This window comes from Promicromonospora sp. NPDC057138 (assembly GCF_042670845.1).
Lineage (GTDB): Bacteria > Actinomycetota > Actinomycetes > Actinomycetales > Cellulomonadaceae > Promicromonospora.
On sequence record NZ_JBHUUX010000009.1, the window covers coordinates 22,312 to 39,760 of the forward strand.

A 17,449-nucleotide genomic window follows, 5' to 3' on the forward strand; every position below is an offset into this window, starting at 1 on the left:
CAGTTGAGCGGCAGGAACGGATCCTCATACGCCGCTGGCGTCCCGATACGAACGCGGGAGCGCAACGTCGAGCTCCATGCCGGATGTTAGCGCTCACACGGCGGTTGGGCCAGTGCCGTCACGGGACGATCTCGATGGTGACGCCCGGCCCTTCGAGCAGGTCCAGCTCGTCGGGCGACGCTTCATAGGTGCCGAGGTGGAGCGTCTGGTCCGAGTACTCGATGTCCGAGGCGTTGTAGTAGAAGCCAAGGTTGCCCCACGGCGTGTAGTAGATGAGGTCGCCGTCCTCCGGGTCGGATCCGGGAGTGCCCTCGATGTCGAGCTCGCGCGGTAGGTAGGCGATCTTCTCCCGGCCGCTGAGCTCCTCGACGTCCAGCGTCAGGGGCAGCATCGACAGGAAGTCGCGCACGGCGGGGGTGTCCTCGCCGATGGTGACGTCGACCTGTGCGTCGTCCGAGGTGAACCGGACGATCGTGCCCGCGACGTCGTCCGCGGCGGCGGGCCCGGGTACGGGGGACGTCGCTGCGGCGGACGCCGACGCGCTGGGCTGGGCCGTCGGGCCGGCTGAGGCGCAGGCCGTCAACAGGCCGAGCGTCGCGGCCGCCGCCAGGACGGGAATCGTGGGGAGCCTCATGAGAAGCCTTTCGAGGCGGGGGACATGGCGTGGAGCCTCGGCGCTGTGTCGGACGTCGGCGCGGCCGCGACCCGACGCGGCCGCGCGGCCAGCACGAGATACGCGGCCGCCGCGAGCGCTATCGAGGCCGTGGCGACGACGCCGAGCGGGAGCATCGACGCCGCGCCCGCGACGCCGACCAGCGGCGCGGTGACGCCGCCGAACCCGAACCGGACCATGCCGAGCAGCGACGACGCGGTGCCCGCGAGCTGGGGGTACTCGACCAGCGCGAGCGTCGTCGCGGGCGGTGAGGTGACGGCGACGCCGCTGGCCAGCGCCAGCAACGACACGATCACCACCCACAGCGGCAGGGCGGTCAGCCCGGCCGCGAGCAGGCCGAGGGCGCCGAGCGTCGCCACGCCGATGCCGACGCCGAGGGTGCGCGGCACGCTCCAGCGCTCGGCGGCGCGGCCCGCGACGTACCCGAAGAGCATGAACCCCGCCGAGTTCAGGCCGAACGCGAGCGCGTAGCCCTGCGGGGAGAGCCCGTAGATGCCCTGCAGCACGAAGGTCGCGCCCGAGAGGTACGCGAACAGCGCCGCGTACATGAAGCCCTGGTTCAGGACCGCGCCCAGGAACACGCGGTCGGACAGCAGCACCCGGAAGTCGCGCCCGGTCTGCGCGAAGCCGCCGGAGGTCCGCCGCTCGGCGGGCAGCGTCTCGGGGAACCCGACAGCGGCGGTCACCAGCAGCGCCGCGCCGACGACGGCGAGGAACACGAACAGCCCGCGCCAGTCCGTGACTGTGTTGAGCTGACCGCCCAGCAGGGGTCCGACGATCGCGGCGAGCCCGCCGATCACGGTCAGCCGCCCGTAGAACCGGATCAGCGCCCCGCCGGAGTACACGTCCCGCCCGGCAGCCTGGGCGATCACGATCCCCACCCCGCCCGCCAGCCCCTGCACGAGCCGAGCGAGGATCAGCAGCTCGACGGTGGGGCTGGCCGCGCACAGCGCCGACGTCACGACGTACGCGACGACGCCGACCAGCAGGATCCCGCGCCGTCCGAACCGGTCGGACAGCGGCCCCGCGACGAGCTGCCCGACGGCGAGGCCGACCAGGCAGGTGGTCACGGTGAGCTGCGCGACCGACGTCGCCGCGCCGAGCTCGGCGGTCAGCGCCGGGAGCGCCGGCAGGTACAGGTCCATGGAGATGGGCCCGAACACCGTCAGCAGCAACAGCAGGGTGGGCAAGAACCGGCTGAACCGGGATGGCTCGGAGGCGGAGGCGGGGGAGTCGGGCATGCTCAACAGCCTCGCCGTCCGCGCGGGTCCGGGGGAGCCCCTGACGAGGGGTGTACCGGCAGAGACTCCTTCGCCGCACGGACCCGGCTTAATCTGCTTGCATGGACAACCGAGCCGAGGTGCGTGAGTTCCTCGTGTCGCGCCGGGCGAAGGTCACCCCGGCGCAGGCGGGGCTGCCGCCCGGGCTGAACCGCCGGGTGCCGGGGCTCCGGCGGAACGAGGTCGCGCTGCTCGCCGGAGTGAGCGTGGAGTACTACACGAAGCTGGAGCGCGGCGCGATAGGCGGGGCTTCCGCCTCGGTGCTGGACGCCATAGCCCGCGCGCTGCAGCTCGACGACACGGAGCACGCGCACCTGCTCGACCTCGCCCGCGCGGCGGACGGCGTCCCGTCGTCCGGCCGGTTCCGCCGTCCCGCGGCCAGGCCCGGCGGGCCCAGGCCGAGCCTCGAGTGGGCGCTCGCGGCCATCACGGAGGGGATCGCGCTGGTCCGCGATGCGCGGCAGAACGTCCTGGCCGTCAACCCGCTGGGGCGCGCGTTCTACTCGCCGGTGATCGGCGACGGCGGTCGGACGCCGAACCTCGCCCGCTTCCAGTTCCTGGACCCCGCGTCCCGCGAGTTCTACCCCGACTGGGACCGGTTCGCCGAGATGTGCGTGGCCGTCATGCGCGCCGAGGCCGGCCGCAACCCGCACGACACGGGGCTGCAGGACCTGGTGGGCGAGCTCTCCACGAGGAGCGAGGTCTTCCGCGGGCTCTGGGCCGCGCACGACGTGCGGTCGCACGGCGCCGGGACCAAGCGGTTCCATCACCCCGTCGTCGGCGAGGTCGTGCTGTCGTACGAGGAGCTCGCCATCACCGCCGAGCCGGGCCATGTGCTGCTGATCTACACGGCGGAACCGGGGTCGCCGTCGGCCGACCGGGTGAAGCTCCTCGCCTCCTGGGCCGCCGAGGCGAAGGCGCCGGGCCCGGCCTGAGCCGTGCGGCGCGGCCCGGCCTGAGCGGCCCGGCCGAGCCGGGCGTCCGACCTGACCCTGCTGGCCGACGGCGGCGACACTGCGTAGGCCGCTCCCGGGTCACGGTGGGGCGACTGCGCTTCCGGCAGGATCAGGGCTCGACCCGCACCAGGCGGATCGCCATGTACTGCCTACCCGGCAGCGGGACCAGCACCTGTCCGGTGTGCGTGCCAGGCAGCGCTTCGACCGTCATCCCCCAGGTGTCCAGCACGTCGACGCGGAACGTTCCGGGCGGCAGGTGGACGGTGCGGTACCGCGGGCGCGAGAAGCCGAGGTATCCGACGAGGTAGCGGCCCGGAACGCCGCCCCAGGGCAGGTCCCAGTCCGATGCGCACGGGTCCAGGACGCCGGTCGGCGACTCGGCCACCACCCGCTCCAGGAACGCCACGCGCTCCGGGCTGGTGCCGATCAGCTCGCCGCCCTTGGACCACCAGAGCTCTTCCCGGTCGTTGATGTAGGTCTCGCCGTGGCCCACGTACCCGCCGCGGACTGCGCCCTCCCAGAACCGGCGCATGAGCTCCTCGCCGGTCAGGTTGCCCCAGCCGTGCTCGACGTCGCCCTCGTAACCGCACTCGTCGATCACCACCGGCTTGCCCCAGCGCTCGCGCCACTGGTCGGTGTTCTCCGCGGTCCGGTAGGCGTCCACGCGCTGGGTGGACGCGTGCGTGATCCAGGGGCGGGTGTGGTCGTAGAACTCGATGCAGTTGTGGATCGACAGCAGGTGGTCGTGCGGATCCTCCCGCACCACGAGCCCGGCGAGCCGCTCCCAGTCGTCGATCGACTTGCCCGCGATGAGGTCGTACTCGTTGGCCATCGACCACCAGACGTTGGAGAACGCGGCCAGGCGCCGGACCGTGTAGGCGACCAGCCGGTCGTCGACTGTCGGGCCGAGGTCGGCGAAGCCCCACCGGTCGTACGGGTGGAACAGGATCAGGTCGGCCTGCATGCCGAGCGCCGCGAGCTGCCCGATGCGCGTCTCGAGGTTCCGGTAGAACTCCACGTCGAACTGCGTGTGGTCGAATCCGTCGCTCGTCGCGGGGAACGGGAACCGGTCGGGCTCGTCGGCATTGAAGGTGTAGGACTTGGGCAGCAGGCACATGCGGATCTTGGTGAAGGGCGACTCGGCGAGCGTCGCCAGGGTCTGCTCCTGCAGGGCGGGGCTCTGGTGCGTCCAGGCGTACGCCGTCGTCCCCCAGGGCCGGTGGCGTGTGCCGTCGGCATGGCGGAAGTGGAAGCCGTCGGTCCGGACGGGGCCGTGGTGGCGCGGCCGTGCCGCCACGACGACCACGTCCCCCTCGACGCCGTCCAGCGAGAGTGCCGTCGAGCCGGTCGTGAAGTGCCAGGTCCCCTGCTCCTCGGCGAGCATCCGCACCCGGTAGACCCCGTCGCCGTCGTAGAACCCGCCGACGCGGACCACCTGGTCCCCGCGGGTGAACGTCGCCCAGAGGTCGACGTCGACGAACGGGTTCCCCTGGGACGGGCCGTGCAGCTCCAGCTCGATCACGTCCCACAGCGGCGTCGGCTCCGGTACTCGGCACCGCGCCGATCCCCGGGTCATCGTGTCGTCCTCGTAAGTCATTGGACGACGGTCGCCTGAATAGCTGGTCTGGTCAAGGACCAGACCAGGGCCAGCCGCCGAACGTAGGCCTGGTCGCTCTCTCAGCGCTCATCAGGCGACCAGGCCTACGTTCGACTATTCGGCTCAGAGTTGCGCGGTGACGCCGTCCCGATGACCGACGATGGTCCGATGAGCGACGACAGCCCGGACGGCGACCTGCTCCTGCGCGGCGGCATGATCGTCGACGGCAGCGGACGCGAGCCCGTGACCGGCGACGTGCTGGTGCGCGACGGCCGGATCGCCGGCGTGGGCGGGCGGATCGACGCGCCCGGCGCGCGGGTGATCGACGCCGAAGGGCTGGCCGTCGCGCCCGGCTTCATCGACATGCACGCCCACTCCGACCTGGCGGTCCTCGCCGACGGCGCCCACCTCGCCAAGGTCACCCAGGGCGTGACGACCGAGGTCGTGGGGCAGGACGGGCTCTCCTACGCGCCCGTCACCGACGACACGATGGCCACCGTGCGCGAGCAGATCGCGGGCTGGAACGGGATCCCGGACGGGGTCGACTTCGCCTGGCGGTCCGTCGCCGAGTACCTCGCGGAGGTCGACCGGCGCGGCAGCGCGACGAACGTCGCCTACCTGCTGCCGCAGGGGACCATCCGGATGAACGTCGTGGGCACCGGCGACCGGCGGGCCACCCCGGCCGAGATCGCGGCGATGCGCGCCCAGGTCGACCAAGGCATGCGCGAGGGTGCGTTCGGCATGTCGTCCGGGCTGACCTACGTGCCCGGCATCTTCGCCGACACCGACGAGCTGGTCGCGCTGGCCGAGGTGGCCGCGCGGCACGGCGGCTTCTACGCTCCGCACCAGCGCTCCTACGGCGCGGGCGCGCTGGCGGCCTACGCCGAGATGGTCGACGTCGCCGTGCGAGCCGGGTGCGCGCTGCACCTCACCCACGCGACGATGAACTTCCCGGAGAACCGCGGACGCGCGGGGGAGCTGCTCGCGCTGGTCGACGGGGCGCTCGCCGACGGCGTCGACGTCACCCTCGACTCCTATCCCTACCTGCCGGGCTCGACGACGCTGTCGGCGCTGCTGCCGAGCCGCGCGGCGACCGGCGGCCCCGAGCGGACGCTCGCGCGGCTGCGCGACGCGGGGGAGCGCGCCTGGATCGCGCACGAGGTCGAGGTGGTCGGCAGCGACGGCTGCCACGGCGTGCCCGTCGACTGGGACACCATCGAGATCGCGGGCGTGCGCGACGCCGCGCTCGGCGACCAGGTGGGCCGCACGGTGGCCCGCATCGCTGTGGACGAAGGGCGTGCGCCGGCCGAGGTGTTCTTCGACCTGCTGCTCGCGGACCGGCTCGGCACGAGCATCCTCCAGCACGTCGGCGACGAGCAGAATGTCCGCGAGATCATGCGCCATCGCCGCCACACGGGCGGGAGCGACGGCATCCTCGTCGGCGCGAAACCGCACCCGCGCGCGTCGGGGACCTTCCCGCGCTACCTCGCCCGGTACGTGCGCGAGGAGGGCGTGCTCTCGCTCGCCGAGATGATCGTGCACCTCGCGGCGCGGCCCGCCGCCCGGCTCGGCCTGCCCGACCGTGGCCGGATCGCCGAGGGATACGTGGCCGACGTCGTCGCCTTCGACCCCGCGACCGTCGCCGACCGCGCGACGCCGGACGAACCCCGCCTGACCGCTGCCGGCATCCCATGGGTCCTGGTGGGCGGGACGCCGGTGATCGAGAACGGCGAGCGGACCGCCGCCCGCCCGGGTGGTGCGCTGCGGCACCGAAGCGAGGCCTACGGCCCCGGGCGCGTGCGTTGATCACAGCAGTTCCTGCCAGGATCGCGGCTTTCTGGCAGAAACTGCTGTGGTCAACCACGGTCCAGGCCGCAGGCCGACCTCAACTCTTGCCAGGGCAGGCGAACCTGTATGTAATATATTGCATGCCCATTCCCGCGAGCGTTCCTGCGATCGGCCGTCGGCTCCTGCGCGACGACGTCTTCGGCCGCCTCCGTGACGCCATCGTCGACGGCAGCTTCGCGCCCGGCGAGCAGCTACGCGACGGCGAGCTCGCGGCCTGGCTCGGCGTCAGCCGGACGCCCGTGCGCGAGGCGCTGCTCCGGCTGGCCGAGGCCGGCCTGGTCGTGGCCCGACCGGGCAGCTCGACGACCGTGAGCTCGCTGGACGTGCGGGACGTGCGCGGAGCGCGCGACGTCGTCGCGGCGATGCACGAGGTGGCCGTGCGCGAGGCGGTGCCGAGCCTCACCCAGGACGACCTGGAGACCATGCGCGCGGCCAACCGCGAGTTCCGCGCGGCCATCGAGGCGGGCGACGTCGAGGCCGCGCTCCGGGCCGACGACGCGCTGCACCACGTGCCCGTGGCCGTGGCGGCGAACCGGGCGCTGTCCTCGGTGCTCGACCAGTTCACGCCGGTGCTGCGCCGCGCGGAGCGCCTGCGGTTCTCCTCGCTGGGCGGACGCGCGTCGTTCGCCCGCCACGACGAGCTGATCCGGCTGTGTGCCGCCGGGGACGCGGACGAGGCGGCCGCCGTCGCCTTCGACACCTGGTCCACCCTGCCCACGGATGCGCCGTCCGACCCGCCCACCGATCCGCCCGTCGAGGAGTAACCCATGGCCCTGTCCGAATTCCCCCGCCACCCGCTCACCTTCGGGCCGAGCCCCGTCCACCCGATGCCCCGGCTGACCGCCCACCTCGGCGGCGCCTCGATCTGGGCCAAGCGCGAGGACTGCAACGCGGGCCTCGCCTACGGCGGCAACAAGACCCGCAAGCTGGAGTACATAGTCCCGGACGCACTCGCGCAGGGTGCGGACACGCTGGTGTCGATCGGCGGGTACCAGTCCAACCACACGCGCCAGGTCGCCGCTGTCGCCGCGTCGCTCGGCCTGAAGGCGGTGCTGGTGCAGGAGAACTGGGTCGACTGGCCCGACTCAGTCGCCGACCGCGTCGGGAACATCATGCTCAGCCGGATCATGGGCGCCGAGGTGCGGCTCGACCCGGCGGGCTTCGGCATCGGGTTCAAGGACTCCTGGACCCGCGCGATCGACGAGGTCAAGGAGCGCGGCGGCACGCCCTACGCGATCCCGGCGGGCGCCTCGGACCACCGGCTCGGCGGCCTCGGGTTCGCGCACTGGGCCTACGAGGTGGAGCAGCAGGAGCGTGAGCTGGGCGTCTTCTTCGACACGATCGTCGTCTGCGCGGTCACGGGCTCGACCCACGCGGGCATGATCGCCGGGTTCGCCGCGCTCGAGGAGGCCGGCGGGCGGCCGCGCCGGGTGATCGGCATCGACGCCAGCGCGAAGCTCGACGAGACCCGCGACCAGGTGGCCCGGATCGCGCGCGCCACGGCCGAGCTCATCGGCGTCGGCCGCGCGCTGCGCGACGACGAGATCACCGTGCTGCCGGGCTGGGCGGGGGACAAGTACGGGATTCCGGTGGAGTCCACGCTCGACGCGATCCGGCTCACCGGCCGCCTGGAGGGCGTCATCATCGACCCCGTCTACGAGGGCAAGTCGATGGCCGGTCTGATCGACCTCGTCACCAGCGGCGACATCCCCGCGGACGCCACGGTGCTCTACGCCCACCTGGGCGGCCAGCCGGCCCTGAACGCCTACAGCGGCCTGTTCACGGAGGCTTAGCCCGGCGGCCCGGCGGCCCGGTGGCCCGCGCCGTCCGCCGTTAGCCTGGGCGCGTGGCTGACAAGGTCTCGAAGGACGACGTCGTAGCGTTCCGCCTGGCCGCCCACCACCTGTCCGGACGACTGGGCGACGACGACCTGCTCGACGCCGCCGGCCGGTGCGGCATCCAGAACAGCCCGCCCGGGTCGGCGCTGCTCGCCCTGCACGCTCGGGTGCGGAACGTGACCCAGGAACGGGTGGACGACGCCGTCTCCGAGCAGAAGAGCCTGCTGCAGACCTGGTCGATGCGGGGCGCGCCGTTTTACTTCCCGACGGCGGACGCGGCGGTCTTCACCGCGGGCGTACTGCCGCCGTCCGAGGAGGCGATGCGCCGCTTCCTGCCGGGCCTGGGCCAGTCGCTCGACTCGCTCGGGCTCAGCCTGACGGAGACTACCGAGCTGATCAGCGCCGAGATCCGCGACGTGCTCGCCGGGCGTCGGCTCGCGATCAACGAGCTCGGCGCGGAGCTCGCCGAGCGGATCGCCGGCAAGCTCCCGAAGCGGCAGCGCGGCCCCTGGGAAGCCGAGGGCCCGTACGCGCCGGGCCAGCCGCTCGGGGAGGGCGTGGTCCACTTCTGCCTCCGCATCCTCACGCTGCAGGGCGTCGTCTGCTTCGCGCCGCGCGCCGGGAACAAGGCGCCGTTCGTGCTGGTCGACGAGTGGCTGGGCTGTCCGATCCCGGACACCGACCCTGAGGCCGCGCGCGCCGAGCTGGTGCGCCGCTACCTCCGTGCCTACGGACCCTCGACCCGCGCGGACTTCGCCGCGTGGGCCGGGATCCAGGCCGGTGACGCCGGCCCGTGGTGGGGCCTCGTCGCGGACGAGCTGACGCCGATCGAGCGCGACGTCGAGCACGGTGGCGCGGCGTGGATCCTCACCGATGACCTCGACGCGCTGCGCTCGCCGCCGGCGCCGCGGGGCGTGCGCCTGCTTCCGCCCCGCGACCCGTACACCCAGCAACGCGACCACGAGACGATCGTCGACAAGAAGTACCACCGGGGCGTGTGGAAGACGGTCGGCGAGCCGGGCACCGTCCTCGCGGACGGCAAGATCGCCGGCATCTGGCGCCCTCGCAAGAGCGGCCGCACGCTGACCCTCACGGTCACGGCGTTCGGCTCGGTCCCGGCCCGGCACCGGACGGCGCTGGAGGAGGAGGCCGAGCGGATCGCACCGCTGCGTGGCGCGTCGTCGGTCAGCGTCGAGTACGGGACCTACTGACGCTCTTCGCCGGACGCCGGACGCCGCACGCCGCACGCCGCACGCCGGACGCGCCGTCGGGCGACGACCTGCTGGCTTCCCGACGGCGGGCGGTCCGCTCCGAGAACGCTGTGATGCACGGTCCCGGGCGCTGGACCATGCACAATCCCGTTCTCGAAGCGGACATTTGGGGGTCGGTGCGTCGATACTGGGTGCCGGGGGGCACCTCGACCAGAACAATGCGGAGGTAATTGTGAAGACAGGTCTGATCGTGCTCGGCGCCGCCCTCGTGATCATGGGCAGTGTGTTCACGCTGCAGGGACTCGGCTACGTCAGCGGCAGCCCGATGACGGGCGACACGCTGTGGGCGATCGTCGGGCCGATCCTCGCCGTCGTCGGTATCGTGCTCGTCGTTGTGGCCGCGCGGACGGGCAGGTCCGGGCAGCAGGGACCGAAGTGAGGACCGAGACGATGACCACCGAGACGATGACCACCGAGTGCACGCACCTGGACCAGATCGCCGCCCTCGAGCCGACGAGCCGCGCGGGCTGCCCCGAGTGCCTCGCCGTCGGGGGCACCTGGGTGCACCTGCGGAGCTGCCTCGTCTGCGGCCAGGTGGGCTGCTGCGACTCCTCGCCGGCGAAGCACGCCACCGCGCACTTCCGGGCCACCGGGCATCCGCTGATGCGGTCGATCGAACCCGGCGAGGGCTGGGGCTACTGCTACGAGGACGACGTGACGCTCCGGTCGGTGGAGGTCCTCAGCCGGTAGCCGTTCCGGCCCCGGGAGCTGTCCCCGGCCTGGCTGTCAACCCGTGGGCGACGCCCCGGTCAGCCCGCGCAGCGCGGCCAGCAGCTCGCGCTGGATGTCCGCGAGCGAGCGCTCCTCGTCATCGCGGAGCCACTGGCCGAACGCGACGCCGAACACCATGGCCGCCGACTGCCCGGCCAGGGTCGCAGCCGGCTCCGCGACGCCCCGCGCGCGCAGCGCGTCGCTCATCGCCGACGCCAGCACGGACATCTTGTGCCGCTCCCGCTCCTGCAGGGCCGGGTTCTGGCCGATGACCGACTGCCGCAGCCGGGAGTGGCTGCGACGCTCGTCGGGGAAGAGCTCCGCAGCCGTGTCGAGGGCGACACCGACGAGCTCCATCGGCGTCGCGTCCGCCGGTGCCGCGGCGACCCCGCCGACGAACGCCTCGGTGAGCTGCTCCTGGCCGTGGAACAGCACCTCGCGCTTGTCGCTGAAGTGGCGGAAGAACGTCCGCTCGGTGAGCCCGACCGACTGGGCGATCTCGGCGGCCGTCGTCTGCTCGTAGCCGCGGCTCGCGAACAGGTCGAGGGCAGCGGCTTGCAGTCGTTCGCTCGTGCCGGGCTGCCATCTGACCATGGGTCCAGTGTAGGTGATGACAGCGACTGACTTCAGGCGTACGGTGATGTCTGTGACCGACATCAGTCACTGACATCACTGGAGGAGCTCACCATGCAGATATTCGTTACCGGAGCATCCGGCTGGATCGGCTCGCACGCCGTCGACGAGCTGCTCGCCGACGGGCACACCGTCACGGCGCTCGCCCGGTCCGACGCGTCGGCGTCGGCGCTGGAGGCGAAAGGTATCCGCGTCCAGTGGGGCGACCTGGACGACCTCGCCGGCATCGCCCGGGGCGCCGAAGCCGCCGAGGCGGTGCTGCACCTCGCGAACAAGCACGACTTCGCCAACCAGGCCGCGTCGAACGCGGCCGAGCGTGGCGCCGTCCAGACCATCGGCGACGTGCTGGCCGGATCGGACCGCCCGTTCCTGCTCGCGTCGGGGGTCGCCGGGCTGATACAGAGCCGGACCAGCACCGAGGACGACCCGTCCGCGGCCCACGGCCCCGACTCGCCGCGTGGCGGCGCCGAGAACCTCGCGCTCGAGTTCGTCGAGCGCGGCGTCCACACCGTCATCCTGCGGTTCGCGCCGACGGTCCACGGCGCCCGCGACCACGGGTTCATCTCCGTCATCACCGCGGCCGCGCGCGAGCACGGCGTCTCCGCCTACCCGGGCGACGGCACCAACCGCTGGGCCGCCGTGCACGTGTCCGACGCCGCGCGCCTCGTCGCCCTGGGCCTGGCCAAGGCCCCGGCCGGCGCGCGCCTGCACGCCGTCGCCGAGCAGGGAGTCCCCAGCCGCGAGATCGCCGAGGCGATCGGCCGTGCGCTCGACGTGCCGGTGGCCTCGATCGCGCCCGACGACGTCGTGGAGCACTTCGGCTGGATCGGTGGCTTCTTCGGCATGGACCTGGCCGCGACGAGCACGGCGACGCAGCGCCTCCTCGGCTGGACGCCGACCGGCCCCACCCTGGTCGAGGACATCGATGCCGGGGCGTACACGCAGCCGTAGCCTGGTGACGTGGCCCGCGATCCGAACATCCCCGACGCGTTCGACGTCTACACGCTCGTCGTCCTGCGGCGGCCGCCGGGCGCGCCGGAGATGTCGGACGGGGAGCTGACCGCGCTCCAGGCGCGCCACCTCGCCTACCGGGCGGACCTGGTCCGGCAGGGCAAGATCGTCGTGAACGGGCCGTTCGACGAGCGGAGCGACCCGTCGTACCGCGGGATGTCGATCTTCGCCTGCGACCTCGACGAGGCCGCCCGGCTGTCGGACGGCGACCCGTCGATAGCGGCTGGGCGGCTCGCCTACGACGTGATGGAGTGGTGGGTCACGGCCGGATCGCTGGCGTTCCCGCTCGCCGGTCGCGCGGTCGGTGAGCGGCGCTCGATGTCCGACGACTGAGCTGTTCCGTGACCGACATGTCCCGGCACCGATGCGGCGTCAGAACAGGACGTCATGCTCGGTCTCCTGGGCCGGCTCCCTGGCCGTGGTGACGGGTGACGTGCCGGCGGTGAGCGGCGCGTCGTCGTCCGCCCGGGTGAGGGCCCAGCCCTGCAGCAGGCCGGTGTCGACGAGCAGGGTCCCGCGCGTCGTCGCCAGGTACAGGTCGCGGCCGATCCGGCAGGTCACCTCGCCGCCGAACGTCGCCCCGGGCCGCAGAGGGTCGAGCTGCAGCGCGGGGGCGAGGCCGCCGTCGCGCAGCCCGTAGGCGGGGAGGTGGTCGACGGGCTCGGTGGTGGCCCAGGTCTGGCCCGGCGGCCAGTCCAGCCCTTCCGCCCGGTGGACGACGGCGGCCAGCTCGGCGGCGCGGTACGACGCCGTTCCCGGCGCGAGCCGTGCGGCGCGCTTGCGGGCGGTGCCCACCTGTTGCGGCAGGCCGAGCGCGGCGGTGAGCAGGGACTCGCACCGCCGCGCGGACACCAGCGAGCCGGCCGAGAGGAACACGGACGACAGCGCGCCCTGCTCCAGCAGCCGGGCCTGCCCGCGTTCCGTCGCGGTGATCCCGACCTTGATCACGCTCCCGTGATGGGCGAGGTAGACGCTGAACTGCCGTGGGTCGTCGAGCTTGGTGTCGGTTGCGACGGACCGGGAGCGGGCCATCGCGGCGCACGACTCGCACTGACCCGACTTCGCCCCCGGATCGATCGCCGCCCGGGCGGCACAGGGGACGTGGCGGCCGTCCCACCAGAGCCCGCCGCACCGGCGGTCCGCGCCGACCACCAGGGCGAGGCGCGCCCCGACGTCCAGGACGCTGGCGCGGACCTCGCCCGCGGGGGAGAGCCACTCCAGCGCGGCGGCCGGGGCGCCGGCATCGGTCCAGGCGAGTCCGGAGGGTCGCCAGGCGAGCGGGCTCATGGGTCCATCTTCTCGTGCCGGTTCGGCAGCCGCTGCGCCTCCGCCGTCGAACGTAGGGTTGGTCGCTCTGTGAGCGTTGATGAAGCGACCACCCCCAATGTTCGTCCGAGGGCTGCTGCTGAGCGGGGTTCAGCAGGCGAACGGCGACCGTTGTCGGCCTCATTCCGGTCGCCTGCGGCCTGCTGAACCCAGCTCAGCGGTCAGTGGAGGTCACTCCCGGGTCGTCCGGAGCCTGCGCTGGAGGATCAGCAGGCCAACGCCCGTCACCAGCAGCGCGAGCGCTGTCCAGAGGGGCCAGCCGCCCGAGAACCCCGTGGCGGCCAGCTCGCCGTCGTCCGGTCGGTCGGCCTCCGGGGCGGGCGTGCCGCCCGGCTGGTCGACGCCGGGGCCGCCGTCGCCGGGCTCGTCGTCCGGTCCGTCACCTGGTCCGCCGCCGTCCGGGTCGTCACCGCCGTCCGGCCCGCCGTCGGACGGCGTCGGCGACGGCTCGGGGTTCTCCGGTTCCCGCTCCTGCAGCGTGCCGCCGCCGAGCCAGGCCACGCCGGCGCCGTCCTCCGGGGCGATGTCACGGTCCGTGACCGCCTCGAACTTGGCGCTCTGGACGCTCTTCGGCAGGGTCGGGTGCTCCCGCTCGAACTGCGCCTCCGGCATCGGGTCGCGCGGGGCGTCGGGGAGGGCGATCCCGCCGGTGACGTCCATGTAGTACGGCAGGTCGCCGTGCTCGTACTCGTAGCGGAACTGCACGGTCTCCCGGGCCTCGAGGAACGCGTCGTACACGTTCTGCGGGTCCCAGCCCTCCCGCACCGGCCACTGAGACACGTCGCCGCTGTCGATGATGTCGTGGAACGCCCCCGGACGGACGGCGTCCCGCTGCCGGAGCCATTCCGCCGCGATCCGCGCCGTGTAGACGCGACGCAGGTCCGCGTACTCCGGGGCCGTGTTCACGGCCTCCTCGACCAGCGGGGTCATGCTCTCGATGAGCCGCTGAAGGTTCCGGTCCGCGACGTCCTCGGTCACCACTTCCTCGCAGGTCGGCCCCGTCCCCGGTGTGGAGACGTCGAACGGCTCCATCTGGACCCGCAGCGGTGCGTCAAGGATGTACAGCTGGTCGCCGTCCTCACGGGCCGACGCCGGCAGCGGCGAGACCCACATGCGCCACGAGGCCCAGCAGATCTCGCCGTTCGGGCCGCGTTCGAGCGAATCGAAGAACTCCTTGCCCGACTCGGTCTCCGGGTTCATGTTGGCGTACAGGCTGCTCTTGAGCTCGAAGTCCGACTCGAGCAGGACGCGCCCCGCCTCGGTGGTCGCGAACTGCTCGTCGATGATCGTGTCGGGCTGGTCGGGGTTGAGGTTCACCCAGAACTGCTCCCGCTCCAACGCCAGCCAGGTGAACAGCGCGTCCGACGACAGGTCGAGCGTCGCCTCGCCGCCGAACGACGGCTCCGCGCCCTCGGGGACCTCGGCGGCCGAGAAGGCGTAGTCGAACGCCTGAGAGCCCGGGTCGTCCGAGACGTACCGCAGCTCCAGGGATCGCCAGTCGATGCCGCCCAGGCGGAACGGGGGCTGGAACCGGCGTGGCGAGGAGTTCATGATCTGGTTGTTGGCGGTGCGCAGGTTCGCGGCGTTGCTCGCGCTGGTGCCCGAATTGCGTGCCGCGTTGTTCACGGCACCGCCGCTCGGCCGCCAGCTGCACCTCGCCCGCCTGTTGCAGTCCGGGTTGAACGGCCCGCTGCCGGGCCGGGGCGGGTTTGTCTGCACCCCGGTCGCCCGCTGTACCGAGTAGGTCGCGCCGGAGGCCCGGACCTGCTGCGCCGTGGTCGCGCTCGGCGTGGTGCTGAACACGTGATGGGCCCGGTAGCCGACTCTGGTCAGGTCCTTGTACGAGTTGAGCCGGGCCTGCGAGATCGTGTTTCCGGGGGAGACGTTGACGAACTGGCGTGTCCGGTTGTTGACCGCGCTCGTCGTCCGGCCGCGATCGAGCTTGATGTCCCGGCACATCCACTCGGCGGTGTCCATCGGGAGAAAGGACGAGAGCGCTGTCCGCTCGTAGGCCAGGCCCCTGCTCTGGTCACGGTTGACGTCCCCGTACAGCCCCTTCCACTGATCCCACGACAGCTGGGGGTTCTCCCCGGCGAGATACGTCTTGTAGGTCCAGTCGAGGCGCTTGCTGCTGTCCATCGGCTCGGCCGCCCACTCGTCGGGGACCTGGTCCAGGTACTCCCTGGTCGGTTCCACGTAGGAGTCGAGGATCGCGTCGAGCTCGGCCTCGTAGTCGTAGTTCTCGCCGTCGGTCTCGACGGGCGGAGACCCCTCCTCGGGGAACTCCTCGTAGATGTATTCCTCGGACTGGTTGACCAGCTCCGAGCAGAGCTCCGTGTGCGAGTGCGCCACCGCATCCGGCGCGTCGAGCACCGGCACGAGTGCGGCGCCGCTGACGGCGGCGGTCACGCCGATGGCGACCACGCGGAGCATGGGCTTGCGAGGACGTTCCCACCATCGGTGCCACGGGGGCACGGGATCTGGGGTCTCGGGCAGGTTCATGAGGGGTCTGCGTCTCCGTGGGTCGGACGGGGTGAAATCTGGCAGACGCAACGTAGGAAAAGCGCGCGGGCGCGGCAACGAAATGCACCCTGCCGAAAAGCCTTGCGGATGCTCAGCGTCCGTGAACCAGGCCGTTGCCCATGACCGTGCGCAGGTGGAGCACGCGGGTGCCGCTGCGCCGGGTCGTGATCAGGCCCGCCCGCCGGAGCACGGCGGTGTGCCGGCTGACGCTGGACAGCGAGGTCCTGGTCCGCTCCGCGAGCGCGGTGGTTGTCAGCTCGGCGTCCAGCAGGCGGAGCACCGCGGCCCGGGTCTCGCCCAGCAGCTCGCCCAGGGCGTCGGCCTGAGCGCGCTCGTCGAGCCCGCGCCCGGGCTGCCAGAACGGCTCACGGCTGACGGGGTAGACCAGCACCGGCTGCAGCCGCGGGTCAGCCAGGCTGATCGGATGGTTGACGCCGAAGAAGGTCGGGACCAGGGTGAGCCCGCGCCCGTCGAGGTGGAGGTCCCGCGTCTCGGGGTAGTCGACCTCCAGGACCGGTGCCCGCCAGCGGGTCGTCGGCCCGAGCTTGTTCAGGACGGCGTCGAGACCGTGCGCCAGAGCGCGGTGGGCCAGTCCGGTCACCCAGCGGCCCGCGATCTCCGACGTCTGATCGGTGTGCGGGGCTACCACTGCCCGGTGATAACGCCGCATCGCGACGCCGAGCCGGTGCAGGGCGGCGGGGCGTCCGGCCGCTACGTCGTCGAGCCAGGGGCCGGCGCCTCTGCCGCCGTCCAGCCGGCCGACCTCCGCCCGGAGACGCTGCTTGTCCGTGGACAGCACGGTCTCCACGCCCGCCTCGAACTCGGCCGACCGGCTCGCCGGCGTCAGGAAGTCGGGGAAGTAGCCACGGGCGGGCGTCAGCGTCGCGAGCAGCTCGGCGTCGCGCATCAGCCTGGCCTCCGCAAGCCGCTGCCGGGCGAGCCTGTTCCAGCCGCCGAAGTACGACACCGGCCGTGCCACCTGGTGGACGCTGAGGACGAGCTCCCACATGGGGTCGAGCCGGGTCTCCACCCTGGTACGCACCAGGTCGGCGGCGGAGAAGTGAATGCGAAGCACAGGTCCCCCTCGGACGGTTCCGGCTCTTGGATACTCGCGCATGCGCGCGAACTGTAGGGAGGCACTGTCCCGCAGAGGAGTACATCGTGGCAGTACTGGTGCGCCTCTCGGCGCGGTCGTAAGGTCGAGATGGACCGCGATCGATGAGGATCGCGTGTCTGATCCAAAGGAGATCGGCCATGTCCAGGAAACCCACCACCATCATCCGGACGGCCGCCACGGTGGCCCTTGGCCTCGGGCTGGCGCTCGCGGCAGGACCGCCCGCCAGCGGAGCACCGAACTCCGTCCCGCTCAATGTCGGTCAGGAGACGACGGGCTCCGACACCGGCGCGAGCGGCTCCTTCACCTACACCATCGACGGCGGCACCCTCTGCTTCACGCTCACCGCCAGGAACCTGTCGGCAGACGCCACGGCGGCGCACATCCACGTCGGCGACCGGCATGTCGCGGGCCCGGTCGTCGTGCCGCTCGGCGTCGGGGCGGGAACCAGCTTCAGCGTCACGGACTGCGTGACCGCCGACGCGGCACTCCTCTCCGCGATCCAGGACACCCCGCGGGACTACTACGTCAACGTGCACACGCCGACGTTCCCCGGCGGCGAGATCCGAGGGCAGCTCACGCACTGACGCCTGATCCGCGCTCACGTGGTCCCAGCCAGCTGAACGGCGTCGACGAGCGGCAGGCCGCCGGGCCGGCCACAGACTTGG

At 72.4% G+C, this 17,449-nt stretch carries 17 protein-coding genes; 10 read left to right on the top strand and 7 right to left on the bottom strand.

Annotated features, from left to right (window positions below; genetic code table 11):
* Nucleotides 1–118: 118 nt before the first annotated feature.
* Both ACFT2C_RS08385 and ACFT2C_RS08390 read right to left on the bottom strand, forming a co-directional pair.
* Nucleotides 119–634: a cyclophilin-like fold protein gene (locus ACFT2C_RS08385; RefSeq protein ID WP_377206579.1), complete on the bottom strand. Its 516-nt coding sequence runs from the start codon at nt 632–634 to the stop codon at nt 119–121.
* A complete protein-coding gene (locus tag ACFT2C_RS08390) occupies nt 631–1,914 on the bottom strand; it encodes a multidrug effflux MFS transporter (RefSeq protein ID WP_377206580.1) in 1,284 nt (427 codons plus the stop codon). Before ACFT2C_RS08390 ends, ACFT2C_RS08385 begins: the two co-directional genes overlap by 4 nt.
* Nucleotides 1,915–2,015: 101 nt before the next feature.
* Between ACFT2C_RS08390 and ACFT2C_RS08395 the strand changes: the two genes are divergently transcribed.
* Nucleotides 2,016–2,888: a helix-turn-helix domain-containing protein gene (locus ACFT2C_RS08395; RefSeq protein WP_377206581.1), complete on the top strand. Its 873-nt coding sequence runs from the start codon at nt 2,016–2,018 to the stop codon at nt 2,886–2,888.
* A gap of 130 nt (nt 2,889–3,018) precedes the next feature.
* Here the strand turns inward: ACFT2C_RS08395 and ACFT2C_RS08400 are convergent, their stop codons facing one another.
* Nucleotides 3,019–4,506 (bottom strand): DUF5605 domain-containing protein, encoded by a 1,488-nt coding sequence (locus ACFT2C_RS08400; RefSeq protein ID WP_377206582.1) that lies wholly within the window; start codon nt 4,504–4,506, stop codon nt 3,019–3,021.
* A 168-nt stretch (nt 4,507–4,674) separates the two neighbouring features.
* On the opposite strand from ACFT2C_RS08400, the gene ACFT2C_RS08405 reads away from it, so the two are divergent.
* From ACFT2C_RS08405 to ACFT2C_RS08430, 6 genes are all read left to right on the top strand, one after another.
* Nucleotides 4,675–6,312, top strand: a complete 1,638-nt coding sequence (locus tag ACFT2C_RS08405) for an amidohydrolase family protein (protein WP_377206583.1) — start codon at nt 4,675–4,677, stop codon at nt 6,310–6,312.
* Between the two features lie 122 nt (nt 6,313–6,434).
* Nucleotides 6,435–7,118, top strand: coding sequence for a GntR family transcriptional regulator (locus tag ACFT2C_RS08410; RefSeq protein WP_377206584.1), 684 nt, complete (start codon nt 6,435–6,437; stop codon nt 7,116–7,118).
* Nucleotides 7,119–7,121: 3 nt separating this feature from the next.
* Entirely contained in the window at nt 7,122–8,147 is a 1,026-nt protein-coding gene (locus tag ACFT2C_RS08415; protein ID WP_377206585.1) for a 1-aminocyclopropane-1-carboxylate deaminase, read from the top strand.
* A 53-nt stretch (nt 8,148–8,200) separates the two neighbouring features.
* The gene (locus ACFT2C_RS08420; protein ID WP_377206586.1) at nt 8,201–9,403 is read left to right on the top strand and encodes a winged helix DNA-binding domain-containing protein; all 1,203 of its coding nucleotides are present in this window, start codon (nt 8,201–8,203) and stop codon (nt 9,401–9,403) included.
* A 232-nt stretch (nt 9,404–9,635) separates the two neighbouring features.
* Nucleotides 9,636–9,842 carry a hypothetical protein gene (locus ACFT2C_RS08425; RefSeq protein WP_377206587.1) on the top strand — a complete coding sequence of 69 codons (207 nt, stop codon included), beginning with the start codon at nt 9,636–9,638 and terminating at the stop codon, nt 9,840–9,842.
* An 11-nt stretch (nt 9,843–9,853) separates the two neighbouring features.
* Complete coding sequence (locus tag ACFT2C_RS08430; RefSeq protein WP_377206588.1) at nt 9,854–10,153, top strand: UBP-type zinc finger domain-containing protein; 300 nt, start codon at nt 9,854–9,856, stop codon at nt 10,151–10,153.
* 36 nt (nt 10,154–10,189) lie between these two features.
* On the opposite strand, the gene ACFT2C_RS08435 is transcribed toward ACFT2C_RS08430, so the two are convergent.
* Complete coding sequence (locus tag ACFT2C_RS08435; RefSeq protein WP_377206589.1) at nt 10,190–10,768, bottom strand: TetR/AcrR family transcriptional regulator; 579 nt, start codon at nt 10,766–10,768, stop codon at nt 10,190–10,192.
* A 93-nt stretch (nt 10,769–10,861) separates the two neighbouring features.
* Here ACFT2C_RS08435 and ACFT2C_RS08440 point away from each other — a divergent pair, with 93 nt between their 5' ends.
* Nucleotides 10,862–11,758, top strand: coding sequence for an SDR family oxidoreductase (locus ACFT2C_RS08440; RefSeq protein ID WP_377206590.1), 897 nt, complete (start codon nt 10,862–10,864; stop codon nt 11,756–11,758).
* Nucleotides 11,759–11,767: 9 nt separating this feature from the next.
* Entirely contained in the window at nt 11,768–12,151 is a 384-nt protein-coding gene (locus ACFT2C_RS08445; protein ID WP_377206591.1) for a YciI family protein, read from the top strand.
* Between the two features lie 39 nt (nt 12,152–12,190).
* Here ACFT2C_RS08445 and ACFT2C_RS08450 read toward each other — a convergent pair whose 3' ends face one another.
* From ACFT2C_RS08450 to ACFT2C_RS08460, 3 genes are all read right to left on the bottom strand, one after another.
* The gene (locus ACFT2C_RS08450) at nt 12,191–13,105 is read right to left on the bottom strand and encodes a DUF2797 domain-containing protein (protein WP_377206592.1); all 915 of its coding nucleotides are present in this window, start codon (nt 13,103–13,105) and stop codon (nt 12,191–12,193) included.
* Between the two features lie 210 nt (nt 13,106–13,315).
* On the bottom strand, nt 13,316–15,646 hold the full coding sequence (locus ACFT2C_RS08455) for a hypothetical protein (protein ID WP_377206593.1): 2,331 nt from the start codon (nt 15,644–15,646) through the stop codon (nt 13,316–13,318).
* 112 nt (nt 15,647–15,758) lie between these two features.
* Nucleotides 15,759–16,742 carry a helix-turn-helix domain-containing protein gene (locus ACFT2C_RS08460; RefSeq protein ID WP_377206594.1) on the bottom strand — a complete coding sequence of 328 codons (984 nt, stop codon included), beginning with the start codon at nt 16,740–16,742 and terminating at the stop codon, nt 15,759–15,761.
* A 179-nt stretch (nt 16,743–16,921) separates the two neighbouring features.
* On the opposite strand from ACFT2C_RS08460, the gene ACFT2C_RS08465 reads away from it, so the two are divergent.
* The gene (locus ACFT2C_RS08465; protein ID WP_377206595.1) at nt 16,922–17,368 is read left to right on the top strand and encodes a CHRD domain-containing protein; all 447 of its coding nucleotides are present in this window, start codon (nt 16,922–16,924) and stop codon (nt 17,366–17,368) included.
* Nucleotides 17,369–17,449 lie beyond the last annotated feature (81 nt).